General features: G+C 62.1%; 12 protein-coding genes. 5 read left to right on the forward strand and 7 right to left on the reverse strand.

The genetic code is table 11. The annotated features are described in order from the left end of the window. Positions 1–69 precede the first annotated feature (69 nt). The 3 genes from LQ220_RS20910 to LQ220_RS20920 are packed head-to-tail and all read right to left on the reverse strand — an operon-like array spanning position 70 to position 3,526. Positions 70–1,074: a tyrosine-type recombinase/integrase gene (locus tag LQ220_RS20910; protein ID WP_230190051.1), complete on the reverse strand. Its 1,005-nt coding sequence runs from the start codon at positions 1,072–1,074 to the stop codon at positions 70–72. Then, positions 1,071–1,985, reverse strand: coding sequence for a tyrosine-type recombinase/integrase (locus tag LQ220_RS20915; protein ID WP_230190052.1), 915 nt, complete (start codon positions 1,983–1,985; stop codon positions 1,071–1,073). Before LQ220_RS20915 ends, LQ220_RS20910 begins: the two co-directional genes overlap by 4 nt. Further along, entirely contained in the window at positions 1,979–3,526 is a 1,548-nt protein-coding gene (locus LQ220_RS20920; protein WP_230190053.1) for a tyrosine-type recombinase/integrase, read from the reverse strand. The genes LQ220_RS20915 and LQ220_RS20920 overlap by 7 nt, the downstream gene beginning before the upstream one ends. On the opposite strand from LQ220_RS20920, the gene LQ220_RS20925 reads away from it, so the two are divergent. Next, positions 3,508–5,421 (forward strand): strawberry notch C-terminal domain-containing protein, encoded by a 1,914-nt coding sequence (locus LQ220_RS20925; RefSeq protein WP_230190054.1) that lies wholly within the window; start codon positions 3,508–3,510, stop codon positions 5,419–5,421. The two genes, LQ220_RS20920 and LQ220_RS20925, sit on opposite strands and share 19 nt — an antisense overlap. A gap of 15 nt (positions 5,422–5,436) precedes the next feature. Here the strand turns inward: LQ220_RS20925 and LQ220_RS20930 are convergent, their stop codons facing one another. Beyond that, positions 5,437–6,708, reverse strand: a complete 1,272-nt coding sequence (locus tag LQ220_RS20930; RefSeq protein WP_230190055.1) for a Y-family DNA polymerase — start codon at positions 6,706–6,708, stop codon at positions 5,437–5,439. Beyond that, positions 6,708–7,127: a translesion error-prone DNA polymerase V autoproteolytic subunit gene (umuD, locus tag LQ220_RS20935; protein WP_019054496.1), complete on the reverse strand. Its 420-nt coding sequence runs from the start codon at positions 7,125–7,127 to the stop codon at positions 6,708–6,710. The genes LQ220_RS20930 and umuD overlap by 1 nt, the downstream gene beginning before the upstream one ends. Before the next feature lie 140 nt (positions 7,128–7,267). Between umuD and LQ220_RS20940 the strand changes: the two genes are divergently transcribed. Next, positions 7,268–7,861 carry a hypothetical protein gene (locus LQ220_RS20940; protein ID WP_230190056.1) on the forward strand — a complete coding sequence of 198 codons (594 nt, stop codon included), beginning with the start codon at positions 7,268–7,270 and terminating at the stop codon, positions 7,859–7,861. Positions 7,862–7,868: 7 nt separating this feature from the next. Here the strand turns inward: LQ220_RS20940 and LQ220_RS20945 are convergent, their stop codons facing one another. Continuing rightward, positions 7,869–8,534: a hypothetical protein gene (locus LQ220_RS20945; RefSeq protein ID WP_230190057.1), complete on the reverse strand. Its 666-nt coding sequence runs from the start codon at positions 8,532–8,534 to the stop codon at positions 7,869–7,871. An 83-nt stretch (positions 8,535–8,617) separates the two neighbouring features. Next, on the reverse strand, positions 8,618–9,643 hold the full coding sequence (locus LQ220_RS20950; RefSeq protein ID WP_230190058.1) for a hypothetical protein: 1,026 nt from the start codon (positions 9,641–9,643) through the stop codon (positions 8,618–8,620). 244 nt (positions 9,644–9,887) lie between these two features. On the opposite strand from LQ220_RS20950, the gene LQ220_RS20955 reads away from it, so the two are divergent. The 3 genes from LQ220_RS20955 to LQ220_RS20965 all read left to right on the forward strand — a co-directional run bounded on the left by LQ220_RS20955 (position 9,888) and on the right by LQ220_RS20965 (position 14,508). Beyond that, complete coding sequence (locus LQ220_RS20955) at positions 9,888–11,939, forward strand: ParB N-terminal domain-containing protein (RefSeq protein WP_230190059.1); 2,052 nt, start codon at positions 9,888–9,890, stop codon at positions 11,937–11,939. Positions 11,940–12,013: 74 nt separating this feature from the next. Next, positions 12,014–13,678, forward strand: coding sequence for an ATP-binding protein (locus LQ220_RS20960; RefSeq protein WP_230190060.1), 1,665 nt, complete (start codon positions 12,014–12,016; stop codon positions 13,676–13,678). Then, positions 13,675–14,508, forward strand: a complete 834-nt coding sequence (locus tag LQ220_RS20965) for a zincin-like metallopeptidase domain-containing protein (RefSeq protein WP_230190061.1) — start codon at positions 13,675–13,677, stop codon at positions 14,506–14,508. Before LQ220_RS20960 ends, LQ220_RS20965 begins: the two co-directional genes overlap by 4 nt. Positions 14,509–14,610: the final 102 nt, after the last annotated feature.

Raw genomic sequence — 14,610 nt, forward strand, 5'->3', positions numbered from 1 at the left:
GGTTTTCTTCGGTTTTCCATGATTTCACTCCAGATAATATGAGGGTCAGGGGGAATGTTCGGGGACGGGCTAGGCTCGCCTTCGAACGTCGGTAAGCATGGTAATCAGGGCGTCGGATGGTGGCTTGAAGCGCCCGGGCTTGATGGCGGGGGCACCGTGAGCCGCGAGGATTTGCAGCTTCTCCTCGGGATCGGCCCGCAGGTAGGTCTCGGTGCTCTGTATGCTGGCATGGCCAAGCCACAATGCGACCTTACGGATGTCCCCGGTCGCCGCGAGCGTGTGCATCGCGCAGGAATGGCGCAACACATGCGGCGTAACCCGTTTGCCAAGGATCGACGGTTGCTTCGTTGCCGCGGTCTTGACGTGTTCAGCCAGTCGGAATGCAAACCCGTCACGGGTCATGGGCTGCCCGTTGGCATTGAGAAATATCTCAGCAGCTTGCACGTCGGGCCGTATCGCAAGCCACGCGCGCAATACGAACTGGGTCTCTTTCCAGAGCGGCAGGACTCGTTCACGCCGACCTTTGCCCATGATGTGCACGGTGGACAGGGAGCGGTCCGGGAAATCGCGCAGCTGCAGCGTTACGAGTTCCGACACCCTCAGCCCGCCAGCATAGGCCAGATGCAGCATCGCGCGATCGCGGGTGCCAAGGCGTGTCCGGGGATCCGGGGCATCGAGCAAAGCCTTGATCTCGGTCCGGTCGAGATAGTCGATCAGCGCCTTGTCGGTCTTCTTGGTCGGGATCGATCTGACGCGGAGGGCCTGATCCAGGCAGGCCGGAATCCGATACTCGATGTACCGGAAGAAGGACCGGATCGCGGCGAGTCTGCCATTGCGGGTCCGCACACAACTGCCGCGGCCCGTCTCTACATGGTCCAGGAAGGCCATGATCATGTCGGTGCCGAGATCCTCAATCTCAAGATCGGTCGGCCGACGCTTCAGCCGATCGGCAGCGAACTGAACGAGGAGGACGAAACAGTTGGCATAGGTCTTCACCGTGTGCGGGCTGACGGCACGTTCGCGGGGCAGATGCTCACGCAGGTATGCCGAGAGATAGGGAGCGAGCGCCGTCATGCCGCTTCTCCCCGGTAAAGCTGCTCGCTCGCAGCCGCGATGTCGCGCAGCAGCACCGGAGTGGCCTCGAGATACCAGTACGTGTTGGCGACCGACGCGTGCCCCAGATAGACACTGAGACCGGCCATATGGTGAGCGATGGCCTCCCTATCGGGCGGACATGCCTCAAGCGAGCGGACAGCGAAGGTGTGCCGTAGATCGTGGAGTCGCATGCCCGCCGTACCGGTTGGTCCACGATATCCGAGGAGCCGGGCCAATCTGACGAACACGACGTGGGCGCGCACCTTGTGCGGTGCCCGTCCCCGGATAGTGACGAACAGGTCGTTGCCCCTGGCCGCGTGCTTCTCGCGGATGGCGAGATAGGCTTCGAGTGCTTGGCGCGTCGATGGCTGCAAGGCAATCAGCCGCTGCTTGCCGAACTTGCCGTTGCGGACGATCAGGCCATCCTCGACCAGATCGTTACATTGTAACGCGAGGGCCTCGGAAATCCGGAGACCTGTCGCTGCGAGCAGACCGAACAGGTAATGGTACGTGTATGGGCTGATCGTGCCTTGGGGTGGAACGTTCAATGCCGCCGTCATGATCGCCCGTACCTGGTCCGGTTCAATGATGGTTGGCGTTGGGCGTGGCCGCTTGCCCCGGCCGAAGACGCCGGCAGGCGGAACTTCATGGCTTGAATCTTCGGCGTGAGCGAAAAGGCTGAAATTACGTGCGGTGTCGAACCTCCGGCGGGCCACATATTGTGAGCTCGACGTGTGGCACCAGTCGTAGATGCGCTGGACCTGAGTGTGCCGATCGCCGAAACCCCCGGCGTATGCAGCGTACTGGCGGAGCATCCGGTCCTGTTCGGAATACATCCGACCCAGGCTGCGATGCAGAGCGACGTATCTTGAGATGTGTGTGTTCAACATGGCAGGTCTCCGGGCCAGGGCTGCGCGATCTTCATGAGCATCGGCAGATCGACCTTGGCGTAGATGGCAGTGGTCTCGGGCGAGCTGTGACGCAGGATGGTCCCAACGGACTCCAGGCCCGCGCCCGCGCGCAGCAAGTTGGTGGCAAGCGAATGCCGGAATATGTGCGACCCGGTCGGCACCCCTTCGATCCCACCGCGCTCGTGTGTGCGTGCGACGATGCCTGCGATCTCCGCGGACGAGCTGAATGGCCGGAACGGAGCTTGCACGCGTAAGAACAGATGCTCTTCGACGGCCTTCGGGCGGGCTGCCGCAAGATATGCCAGAATCGCGTCGCCGACATCCTGCGGCAGTGGCAACCGGTCCGGCCTTCGGGTCTTGCCCTTGACCCGGATGTACCCGCCCCGCCAATCGATATCGTCGAGCCGCATGTCCCGGACATCGCCCGCTCGCAGTCCGAGCCTGGCGAGCAGGAGAATGATGGCTTTGTCCCGGACCTCCACGGGACGACCTGACGGACAGGCTGCGATGATCTTCTCGATCGTCGCCGGGTCAACGTGGCGGGGCAGCGTCGAGAGGCGGTAGCGCTGCACTGATGGAATCGCGTGCAACAATGCCGGACGGCAATCACCCTGCACGATCAGGAACCGAATGTAGCTCCTCATTATCGTGACGAGCAGCGATGCCGAACCCGGCGTCTCCTTGCTTCGTCGTTGGAATGCGCGCCGGAGAGCGGCTGCATCCCATTGTGAAGGCTCGCCGAGCATGGGCATGAGCCGCGTAATATCGGTCCGGTAACGCCGGATCGTCTCGTCGGTCGCGCCGCGATGTTGCTTGAGCCATGTCAGATATGCCTCCATGTACGGGTTATCGTCCGCCACCGGTTCGACCGATGGGATGACGCCCCGACCTCGCAGAAACTCGACGAAGTGCCGAGCGCAGCGCCGCCGCCGCTTGGTGCCCGTGGCGACCAGCTTGCCCCGCTTGCGCCAGACCGGGCAACGGCAATCATGCACGGCGTACTGGTCGATGATCGTGTCGTCGATATCGGCCCACCGTCGTCGCGCAATGCGAAGCCATGCCACGACATGCTCGGCCTCGGATCGATAGGACTGCGCCGGTCCCTGTGCGAGTTGCAGGCTATTGATCGCGTCGAAATAGTCGGCGAGGTGCCGTGGCAAATCGTCGATCCCGTCGTCGACTTCGACGTAGCCTTGATCTTCCAGGAAGCGGACGAAGCGTCTGACCCGCGCTGCAATGTCCGCCTTATATACTGGCTGCTGCGCCGAATACCGGTGGCACCGGCACCGGTGCTTCTCGAACCGCCGAACAGCCCGATCGTCGATCGTGCGGACTGCGATCCCATGCAGCTCCAGCCAATGCAGGAAATGGCGGGCAGCAGCGCCAAACAGAACCGCACAGGCTGACCTCTCGTCGAGCGACAGAGAGGAGAGGAATGCGGTGAGTAGGGTGCCGTGACTGGGCGGGTCTTCGAACCGGAGCGGGGCCGCTCGAAACGGCAATGATGATCTTGTTCGCATGTAGCTTCCTTCGACTTGTTGAGGTCGAAGGAACTGTAATTATCTGGAGTGAAATCATGGAAAACCGAAGAAAACCTGCGCCTCCCGCCGCCACGCTCGACATAAACTGCGACTGCAAAGAAGCGATCGTGGACTACCTCACCCGCGCCTTCCCGACCCGGCAGATGGAAGAATATGTCGACGAACTCGGCGATGTCCGCTCGCGCCCGATGTGGGACCAGGCCGGCAATCCGGTCCACAACCCTCAGGCCGAAGCCGCTCGAGAGCAACTCATCGAGCATATCTGTGCCATGCCGCCGATCCCGACCGCGCTCGATGCCCTACTTGTACACTACGGCGTGAGTGCGGTGGCCGAAGTCACCGGGCGCAGCAAACGCCTGGTACGCGATGGTTCGGGGCAACAACGCCTCGAAAGCCGCTCGCCCAGGACCAACCTTGCCGAGACCGCCGCGTTCATGACTGGCGCAAAGCGTATCCTCGTATTCTCGGATGCCGGCGGCACGGGGCGCAGCTACCACGCCAGCCTGGATGCGAAGAACCAGCAACGCCGGGTCCACTTCCTGCTCGAACCAGGCTGGCGCGCGGACCGGGCCATTCAGGGCTTGGGGCGCACCCACCGGACCCACCAGGCCTGTCCGCCGCTGTTCCGGCCGGTCACGACCGACTGCAAGGGTGAGGCGCGGTTCACCAGCACGATTGCGCGGCGGCTCGACGCACTGGGCGCGCTCACCCGCGGCCAGCGCCAGACCGGCGGCCAGGGCATGTTCGAGTCCTCAGACAACCTCGAGAGCAGCTACGCCAAGCACGCCTTGCATGACTGGTACTGGTTGCTCGCAATGGGCAAACTCAAGAGCACCTCGCTCGCCGAGTTTCAGACAATGAGCGGACTCGATCTCACCGATCAGGACGGTGTACTGCGCGAGGACCTGCCGCCAATCCAGCGATGGCTCAACCGTATCCTCGCCATGAGGATCGCGGTGCAGAATGCCATCTTCGACGAGTTTCTGACCCTTGTCGAAACGCGCGTCGCGGCGGCGAAGGAGGCAGGCACCTTCGACATCGGGGTCGAGACCATCTCGGTCGAGGCTTGCCAGGTTCTGTCGGACACGGTGATCCGGACTGACCCCGTGACCGGCGCTACTTCGCACCTTCTCGAACTGTCGCTGACCCAGCGACGCAAGGTCCTCTCGCTCGAGCGGGTGCTCAAGTTGGCGTCTCACGAGGACAAACCGCTGTTCATGCGCAACGGCAAATCGGGGAAGGTTGCCCTGGCGATCCGTGCGCCCTCGCACATGGATGAAGAGGGCAATACCATTCGGCGCTACGAACTCGTTCGGCCGCTGCGCAGTGAGTACCTCCGCGCCGACCACCTCGATGAGTCAGCCTGGGAGACGGTGTCCAAGGCCAGGTTCCGTGCCCTGTGGGAGGAGGAATATGCAGCAGATGAATGCCAGCTGGTCACGGAGACCGTTTACCTTGCGACCGGTCTGCTCCTGCCAATCTGGGGCGCGCTTCCCAAGGAAGACCTCACGGTCAATCGCATCGTCGACAAGTCTGGCACCTCTTGGCTCGGCCGTCATGTCCACGATCTCTATGTCGACGCGACCCTCGAGAAGCTCGGGGTCAACCGCACTGTTCCGACCGATCCCGACAAGATCGCTGCCGCCGTCATGGGGGGCGGAACATGGAAGGCGCCGCACCCCCTCAATTTCACGATCCGCACGTCGCGGGTGAACGGCTCCCGCAGGATAGAGATCGTCGATGCCGAAGCCGCACGCATTCCCGAACTCAAGGCGAAGGGCTGCTTCACCGAGATTATCGCCTACAAGACGCGCGTGTTCGTGCCTCTCGACCGGGCTGACGCGATCATCTCCGGTATTGCCGGGCAGGCCTGACCCGATCGACGCGCGCTAGGTGAGCCTGGCCGAGGGGATGTCCGTCCAGCGCGTGGTAAAGCTCGGCGACAGGTTTTCGCGCCGCATGCGCCATTCCCCGTCCTTCTGTGCCAATCCCAACCTTGCCGTGCCGCGCCCATAGCGGGCGTTGATCTGATCGATCGCGCTCATGAGCCCATCGTCAGGTGCCTCGATCCTGTCGAACAGCGAGGCAGGGGAATCTCCCGGCATGCCGAGGTCGAGCAGCAGCACACCGGCCTTTCGCCAATCATAGCCTGCACGCCAGATACGGTCGAAGATCCGCAGCACGGCGGCCGAAATCTCGCGGGTATCCGACGTTGGCCGATGAAAGGTCGCCGAGCCCGACAGCGACTTTTGCGGTGCGCCTTGGGCAAATGGATCGGTCCGGATGAACAACTGGACCGCGCCGGCGACCTGCCCGGCATGACGCACCTTTTCGGCGACCCTTTCGGAAAAACTCATCACGGCATCGTGAACCTGGCTCTTTTCGCGGATCGCTGCGCCGAAGGTTCGCGAGCAACACGTCGTCTGTTTAGGCGAAGGCTGGTCTTCAAGGGCATGGCAAACGAAGCCGCGCAGTTCATGTACAGTGCGCAGGCCGACCACACCCATGCGCTGCCGGACCCAGCCATCGGGAGCGTTGGCGAATTCGTGGGCGGTGTGAATACCGCGCTCCTCAAGCATCACCGTCCAGCGCCTACCCACGCCCCAGACATCGCCGACCGGGGTTTTGCGCAAGGCAGCCTCGATCCAGGCCGGATGATGGACGAGATCGAGGACGCCGCCCGCCTTGGCCGATTTCTTCGCCAATCGATTAGCGAGCTTGGCCAAAGTCTTGGTTGGCCCAACGCCGACCGACACCGGAATTCCGGTCCACCGTCTGGTCCTCTCGCGCAGGACTCGGCACCATTCGGTGAGACTTGGTACGGCCAAACGGTCGAGATCGAGGAAGCACTCGTCGATGCTGTAGATCTCGTGAGAGGGCGCGCTCGCACCCAGGACGGTCATCACGCGTTCGGAGATGTCGCCATAAAGCGCATAGTTCGACGAGCAGACGGCAATGTCATGTTCCTCGACCAGTTTTCGGATCTTGAACATGGGCGCGCCCATCGCGACGCCCAGCACCTTCGCCTCGTTTGAGCGGGCAATGACGCAGCCATCGTTATTCGAGAGGACCACCACTGGGCGCTCCCGCAGGCGGGGCTGGAACAGCCGCTCACAGGATGCATAGAAGTTGTTGCAGTCGACCAGCGCAAAGGTGGCCATCAGCGGCCGCAATGGCGCCGGATGCTCGTGGTGACGACGCCCCAGATCTCGCAGTCGTTTTCGCCAATGGGCAACGAGGGATAGTCCATATTTTCGGCTGCGAGATGCCACTGCCCGGCCACCTTTTTCAGGCGTTTGACGGTCAGGTCGCCGTGGAGAATGGCAATAACGATGTCGTCGGGCTGGGGGCTGATCCCGCGATCGATGACCAGCAGGTCGCCATCGAATATTCCCGCATCGCGCATGGATTCCCCGGCGGCGCGGACGAAAAATGTGGCCGCGGGCCTGCGGATCAGGTGCTCGTTGAGGTCGAGCTTGCCCTCGATGTGATCGTCCGCAGGGCTTGGAAAGCCGGCGGGGACTTGCGTTCCGAACAGCGGGAGTTCGAGTTTGGGCGGGCAATCGACAAAGCTAAGCACGAGAAATGTTCCAGACCATAAATCAGAACATAAAAAGAACAGGTGCGGCGTGATTCGTCAACTCGGGGAAGTTGGGGGATGAGGCCAAATGCGGTTGGGAGCACTGGCGGCAACGTTCTGACTGACCTAAAGGCCCCAGAATGTCGCCAATCAAAGATATCCCGCAACTGGGAAAACTTGTCGCGGTCCAGCATGGCTGGGCCGCCGCCAAGGCCATCAAGTCCTATGAAATGAACGATGCCGATCGCGAGGCCTTGTCGTTGTGCGCGATCGATCTCCTCAAGGTTTTTCCTGCCATCCCAGGCGCATGCGCTCTGATGAGCGCGGCCCTGACGGTCGGGCTCGAGCGGTGCATGGATGCGCCCATCCACGTGGTTGCTGGAACTTTGGCCGTCGACGGAGAGCCAGTCTTCGGGGACCGGCGGACCTTCGACGGTCCGCAGCTCTTCAGCACGTCGAACCCCGATTGGGATGGCCATGTCTGGGTAATGATCGGGTCCTATATCGTCGACATCTCGATCTTTCGTACCGCCTATTCGGGCCTGGGACCTGCAAGGCTCGCCAAGCATATCGATTTGGCCTTCGGCCCGAACAAAGGGCTGTACGTCGACCGCTGGAGGCGAACAGCACAGCTCGGCCTGAGTTATGAACCCCAGTACGTTTTGAGCGCGGACGAGGTTACCCGCCTGATGGGCGGAGCTTACCACGTCATCAAGCAAGGTCAGCCCGCCTAAAGGTTGGTCAAAGCTGGTAGGCGGCGCGAAGGCGTGCGGCGACGTCCTCGCGCGTCATGTTCACCCTGAACTGCCTGGGGTCGAAGTCCGCCTCGATCGCTGCATTCTCGACAAAGGCGAGCATATCTTCCGCGACGGAAGGGGGCAGCGAATATCGAACCTCTGGGCTCAACAGCTGCAGAAGCCGTGCGACGTCGTTGCGGTGCTTGCGGATGTTCTTTTCATCGACCTGCAAGCCTTCCTCGCGCTGGCGAGTGAGGTCGAGCCAGGCACGCGCTTTGAACGGGATGATCGCGGCCTCGTCAAGCACCGGGATACCGCCAGCCTCGCGCACCATCAACTTGAGAAATTCGTAGTAGCTCTCGTCGAGGAGGATGGCGGACAAGCTGGCGGCGGCCTCGTCGATCGGAAGCGGCGTCAGGTGGGCGTCGCCGCCAAGCGTCAAGCCTTCGGGCGCTCGGGAGAATAGCTCGAGCATGGCGGGATAGCCTTCCGCCTTTGGCTTCTGGAAGCGGTAAAGGACCTTCGCGCCTTCGCTGCTCTCCCTGATCTCGTAATCGCCCTCCTCGACAAAAGCCCAGAAGCGCGCGGCGAAGGCGCTGTCCAGCGCTTCGACCACCAGGACGATATCGAGATCCTTGGTGGCGCGGAAGTCCAGCCCGACTTCGTCCATGATCAATTCGCAGGCCGCCCCTCCGATCAGCACATATTGATGCTCGTGGCCCGCAAAATGCGCCCGAAAGCGATCGACCCCGATCACCATGCAAATGTCTCCAACAGTTCTTCCGCCGCTTGCGCAACGCGTTCGTCCGAGTTGCCCCTGACGCTGAGGTACAGCGAGAGGCGATCGACAACGCCATTGCTGGCGAGAATTCGGGGGTCGTAGGTCCATGTCTGAACCTCGATGCGCTCGTCATCGAATGCCGTCGCGGGCCTCAAGGACTGCGATGCCTGCAGGTGTTTCCAGCTGGCAGCCAGAACTGCCCTCGTCTCTACCCGCGGAGGAGCCAGCATGGTGTAGCGGGCAAGTGCCGTTGTCCCGGCAAGTGGACCGATCTCTTCACCATCCGGAGCGCAAACCTCCCGAACCTTGCGCACCGGCGACTGGAGCTGCGCCTGGACCGTGTCCCAAAGCTCACGGCCACGAAGGGCCATGTGCAGACGGCGCTGCCTACCGACATGGTGTGCCTTCGCTAACTGGAGCGCCTCCAGCTCATCCAGAGTGCGGCTGATGCTCATGATCGAGACACGCAGTTCGTCTGCAAGTTCGGTCAGGTTCAGGCCGTCCAGGGTGCGACCCTGCAGGATTGCCAACAGCAGAAATTGCGTGGTCGGGCTGATCTGTTCGGCGTGAACTATCGCGAATGCAGGTGCGCGCTCGCGCAGGTCGAGGAACGCTTCGGGGACATAGAGCTGCGCGCCCGGCGCGATGAAGCCGATCTTACGATCCGTCATCTGACGGCGGATCGTGCTCGGCACGCGGCCCAACAGCAGAAGTACCAGGTCGCCCCCGAGTTGGTGGCGAACCATTTCTCGGTGCTTCAGGTACTGCGCAGTGGTGCCAGATCCGGTCGGCAGGTTCTCACGGAGGGCCATAAGCAGCAGCGCGCGGCCGTCCAGCGAGCCTTGCCAGATCGCGTAACGGTCGAGGATGAAGTGCGGTAGATTCGTGGGTGCCACTGGCACGAGGCCAAGCCGCTGTCCGAAAGCGTCCTCGACATACGCTTCAGCAGCTTCCGCGAGCGCTTCTAACCGCGCTTCAGGAACTCTTTCTAACACCATGTGTCCTATTTAACATTACTAGTGTTAAAAGTCCATTGCGATGTTAGACCGCTTGCAAGCGGCACGTTCGCTGCCTCTTCATGAGGCATAAATCCGGCATTTATGCCTCACGGGAGCGAGCAAGAAGCCTTTTGCATCCGCAGTTGTCGCAGGGAACCCGAACAATCCTGAAACTGTGAGGGGAGGGGGGCTGGAAGGGGCGAGCCGAAGGGCTCGGCCAAGTCCGGCTTTCAGGAGCACCCCCATGAATGATATCGAGATGATCCCGCTCGGCAAGCTGCGCTTGTCCGATGCCAATGTGCGTAAGAACGACAGCAACCTCTTCATCGAGGAACTTGCCGCCAACATCGAGGCCAAGGGCCTTCTTCAGAACCTGATCGTGGCACCGGCCAAGAAGCGTGGCATGTTCGACGTGACCGCCGGTGGTCGCCGACTACGGGCACTCAACTTTCTCCTCGAGGCTGGCAAGCTCGCCAAGGATCACCCCGTTACCTGCCGCGTTCTCGACATCGACGCGGCCGAGCAATCGGAGCTCTCGCTGATCGAAAACGTGATCCGGCTCGACATGACCCCGACCGATGAAATCCGTGCCTACAAGCACTTCGTCAACGAGGGCAGCGACCTCGATGCGATCGCCAAGCGGTTCGGCCGCACCCGCCGGTTCATCGAAGGCCGCCTGCGGCTTGCCGACCTTGCCGATCCGATCTTTGCGGCGCTCGAAGAGGGCAAGATCACCCTTGACGTCGCCAAGGCCTACGCGACGACGCCCAATCATGATCGCCAGATGATGGTCTGGAACGAACTGTCGAATAGCTGGCAGGGCAACCAGCCCGATTCCATCCGCCGGATGATCACCCACAGCGCGATCCGTTCGTCCTCGCCGATGGCCAAGCTCGCGAGCGAAGCCGAATACCTCGCCGCCGGCGGCAAGATCGAGCGCGACCTCTTTACAGAGGACGGGGGCGAGACCTGGATCGACGCCGAGATTGCGCAGCGTATCGCCGGCGAGAAGCTCCAGGCCTTCGCAACCGAAGTTGCCGCGACCTCCGGTTATGCCTGGGTCCGTCCGATCCTTGAGACGCGCATCACCTACAGCGCTACCGAAGATCTCCATCAGGTCCATCTCGAGCCTGCTCCGCTCTCGGAGGATGAGCAAGCTGAAGCCGATCGCCTGCTCGAGACGATTTCGTCGCTCGAAGCGGAAAGTGAAGCGCTCGACGACGACGACGAAGTGGCCGCTGCCGATTTCCAGGCACGCTGGGATGCCGCAACCAACGCCTATGACGCACTCCACGACAAGCCGCCTGTCATCCCCGAGGAAATGAAGGCCAATCTGGGCTGCTTCGTCATCATCGGAGCCGATGGCCAGCCCGCCGTCGCCAGCGGCCTCTATAGCGACAAACCGCTCGAACGGCGCAAGGGGCGCGGGTCCGACGCGGGCGAGGGTGCCAGCGGAGCAGGGGAGGGCGGTAGGGCCGCTTCGGCACCCAAGCCGCTATCGCAGAAGCTGGTCGAGGAACTCGCCGTGCAGCGCCGCGACATCCTCGCGATCAACCTTGCATCGAACCCGGCCATCGCGCTCGACTACCTGATCTTCGCGATTGCCGACTCCCGCGCACTTTATAGCGCACAGGCTCTCGGCACGACGATCCGCGCGCCATCACCCTCACTCTACCTCGCCAACTATCCGGAAAATCCCGCGCATACGCTGATGGCCGATATGCGCGAGACGCTCGACCTGTCGTGGACCGAACATCATCGCACGGTCGACCGGTTCTCGGCGTTCAGTGCGCTCGACGATGATGCCAAGGCCAGCTGGCTTGCCTGGTGCATGGCCAAGACGCTGGAAGCCAGCATGGGGATCGACAAAAAAGCCGGTCAGTCCGGCCCCGAGCCGATCGATCTTCACGATCATCTTGCCGCGCTGATGGGAATCAATGTCGCCAGCCACTGGCGTCCTACCTCAGCCAATTACTTCGACCGCGTGAGCAAGCAGGCGCTGCTCGCGCACGTGACCGAAGTCGGCGGCCCGACCATGGCGGCGAGCTTCATGGGATCGAAGAAGGGTGACCTCTCGGCATCCTGCGAGAAGCTGTTCGCGGGCGAAACCATCGTCGCTCCCGAGGTCAAGGAAGCCGCTCTCGCCTGGGTGCCAGATGCCATGCGCTTCCGCGTGCTGGCCGTCAGCGAACCTGATGACGGAGCGCCGGTCGAGCCCGAACCGGAAGTCGACACCGACGCATGCGACCCTTCCGAGGCGCAGGACGCCGAAGCCGGCGAGCCCGTCGACGCCTGACCATCCTTGCCGACACGCTGTCCGCGGCCCGACCGGACTGCGGCAGCGTGCCGGTTCATCCAGGACCCACACCCATGACTAACATCACCACGCTGCGTACCCGGGTCTCGCCCGAGGCCATTTCGAAAGTCACCCGGATCTTCAACGGGACTCTCGACGACATCTTCAACGAGCTGTTCCAGAACGCACGGCGCGCTGGCGCGACCCGCGTCGACGTGACGGCCGAGCACATGGCCGATGCCTGCCTCATCACGATCAGCGATGACGGCGCCGGGATTGCCGATCCCGAAGCTCTCCTCTCGCTCGGTCAATCCGATTGGCCTGAGGAATGCCGCACCCGAGAGGACCCGGCGGGCATGGGCTTCTTCAGCCTGGCCGGTCTCGACACCGTGGTCAGTTCACGGAGTGCGAGCTGCGCTTTTTCACTTGCGATTGCAGGTGATGCCTGGACCGGCGAGGCCGACATCGACGTGCTCCCGTGGGATGGAGCGCCCGGCACGGCGATCGCTTTCCGGTTCGAACCGCAGCCCGACGGGAAACTCGAACGCTGCGTCGAGGCGGCGGCCAGGTTCTTCCCACTCCCTGTCACTTACAACACCAAGGAACTCACCCGGGCCGACTTCCTTGCTGATGCGCACAATGTCATCGAGCGCGACGGGTTTCGCATCGGCGTTTTCCGCGACCGGCACTCGCCGCATGTGGCGACGCTCAACTTCCATGGCGTGACCCTGAAACACAACTTCCCGATCGTGAAGGAAGTCCATCACACCCAGTGGAGCGTTAAGGTCGATGTCATCGATGCACCGGATCTCGTCCTGGTGCTGCCCGCCCGCAAGGAAATCTACCGCAATGCGGCTCCCGACCGGCTTGTCGCCCTATGCCGCGATACCATCTACGCGGTCATTCGCGACGAGCCGTTCCATCGCCTGAGCTTCGAGAACTGGCTCGAGGCGAGCCTCCACCATGACGATTTTCCCCAAGCGGCACAGCAATTGCCGCTGTGGTATCCTACGCTCGCTCGCGAAAGCTACCGCGAGGTGCCGCAATTTGCCGATCTCGAGCAAGGCGCTGCGATCTACGATGACACCGATTCCTTCGACGCCGTAACCTTCGGGCGCGCCTTGCGTCGCTCCAATGCTGACGAGTTGCACCGGTTGGGCGGCATCCATAGGCGCGCCTTTTACGAGCCTATCACCAATTTCATCGGCTATCCGTGGTACGATGCCCTGTCGGCCTTCGTCCGCATCGGCGAGCGCTTTACTTTCCACGATGGCATATCCGCAGACGAAGCCAGTACCGTCACCATGCGTCCCGATGCGATCACCATCGAGCTGGCCGACCAGTACGACCGGCGGCTCGATCTCGAAACCGACTTCGCGATCATGGAAGACGCAGACTCATGGAATGATCCCGATTGCGCGCGCATCGCGTTGACACGGACCACCTCGCTCGGACCCGACGATCTCACCGACCTCATCATCGATGCCGTGTTCTCGCCGTCGGACGATTCCGATGCGGACAGCTACGATACCCAGGAAACCCGCTTCCGCCACGATGCGGCGGTGCGCGCCCATTCTATCCTCGAAGGCGAAGATGCTGCCATTCTTGCTGGCATCCGCATGGCCTTCGCCGACCGTGTAGCCTGGCGCATCCCGCACGGACGGACACTGCGTCTTAGCTGGTCGAGCACCGCTTCCGACCTTTCTCTCGATCTCGTGCAGGAGGGCTCGGCACAATGACCCGCCATCCAAAACCCGACGTCGCGCAGGTCATCACCGACCTGATTCTTGAGAAGATCGCCGCTGGCACCGCCCCCTGGCTCAAGCCCTGGACATCGACAAGCACACGACCGCTCCGCCACAACGGGGTTCCCTATTCGGGGATCAACACGTTCTTCCTCTGGGCCGTCGCCGAAAGCCGGGGTTACGCCAGCCCCTACTGGATGACTTTCAGGCAGGCTGCCGAACTTGGCGCCCATGTCCGCAAGGGTGAGAGCGGATCGTTCAGCGTGTTCTACAGCTCGGCCCGCAAGACCGACACCGATCGCCAAACCGGTGAAACGACCGAAAAGACCGTCCGCTTCATGAAGTGGAACCACGTCTTCAACGCCTCGCAGATCGAAGGCCTGCCCATGCACTACTATCCCGAGCCGCTCGACCCCAAGGCGATCGGAGAACTCTCGGCAGGGGTTCAGGGCTTTCTCGACGCAATCCCGATCCGCGTGATTCATGGCGGCAACAGCGCGCATTACACACCCAGCACCGACACCGTGACCCTGCCGCACCGCCAAGCGTTCCATTCGATCGAAGCTTACTTCTCGACCCTGTGCCATGAGCTTGGTCATGCCACAGGGAGTGCCAAGCGGCTGAACCGCCAGTTCGGCAAGCGGTTTGGGGATGACGCTTACGCTTTCGAAGAAATCGTGGCCAGCCTGGCCCAAGCAACGCTCTGCGCTGAATATGGCCTCCCCAACGAGGTCCACGATAGCCATGCCTCTTACATCCATCACTGGCTGGAGTTATGGCGAGGTGAGCATAAACCCAGTAATCGCGAGGTGTCGATAATGTGAAGGAAGGCGGCCAGATTGGCTGAGTTCTGGGGTTTCCTGCCCACGTTCCTTCACATTATTTCAAAGCGTGTCGAGCCAGGCGAGTACGCTTGCATCGCGCTT

It is taken from the genome of Sphingobium sp. CECT 9361, from assembly GCF_918741285.1.
In the GTDB taxonomy this organism is placed as follows: domain Bacteria; phylum Pseudomonadota; class Alphaproteobacteria; order Sphingomonadales; family Sphingomonadaceae; genus Sphingobium.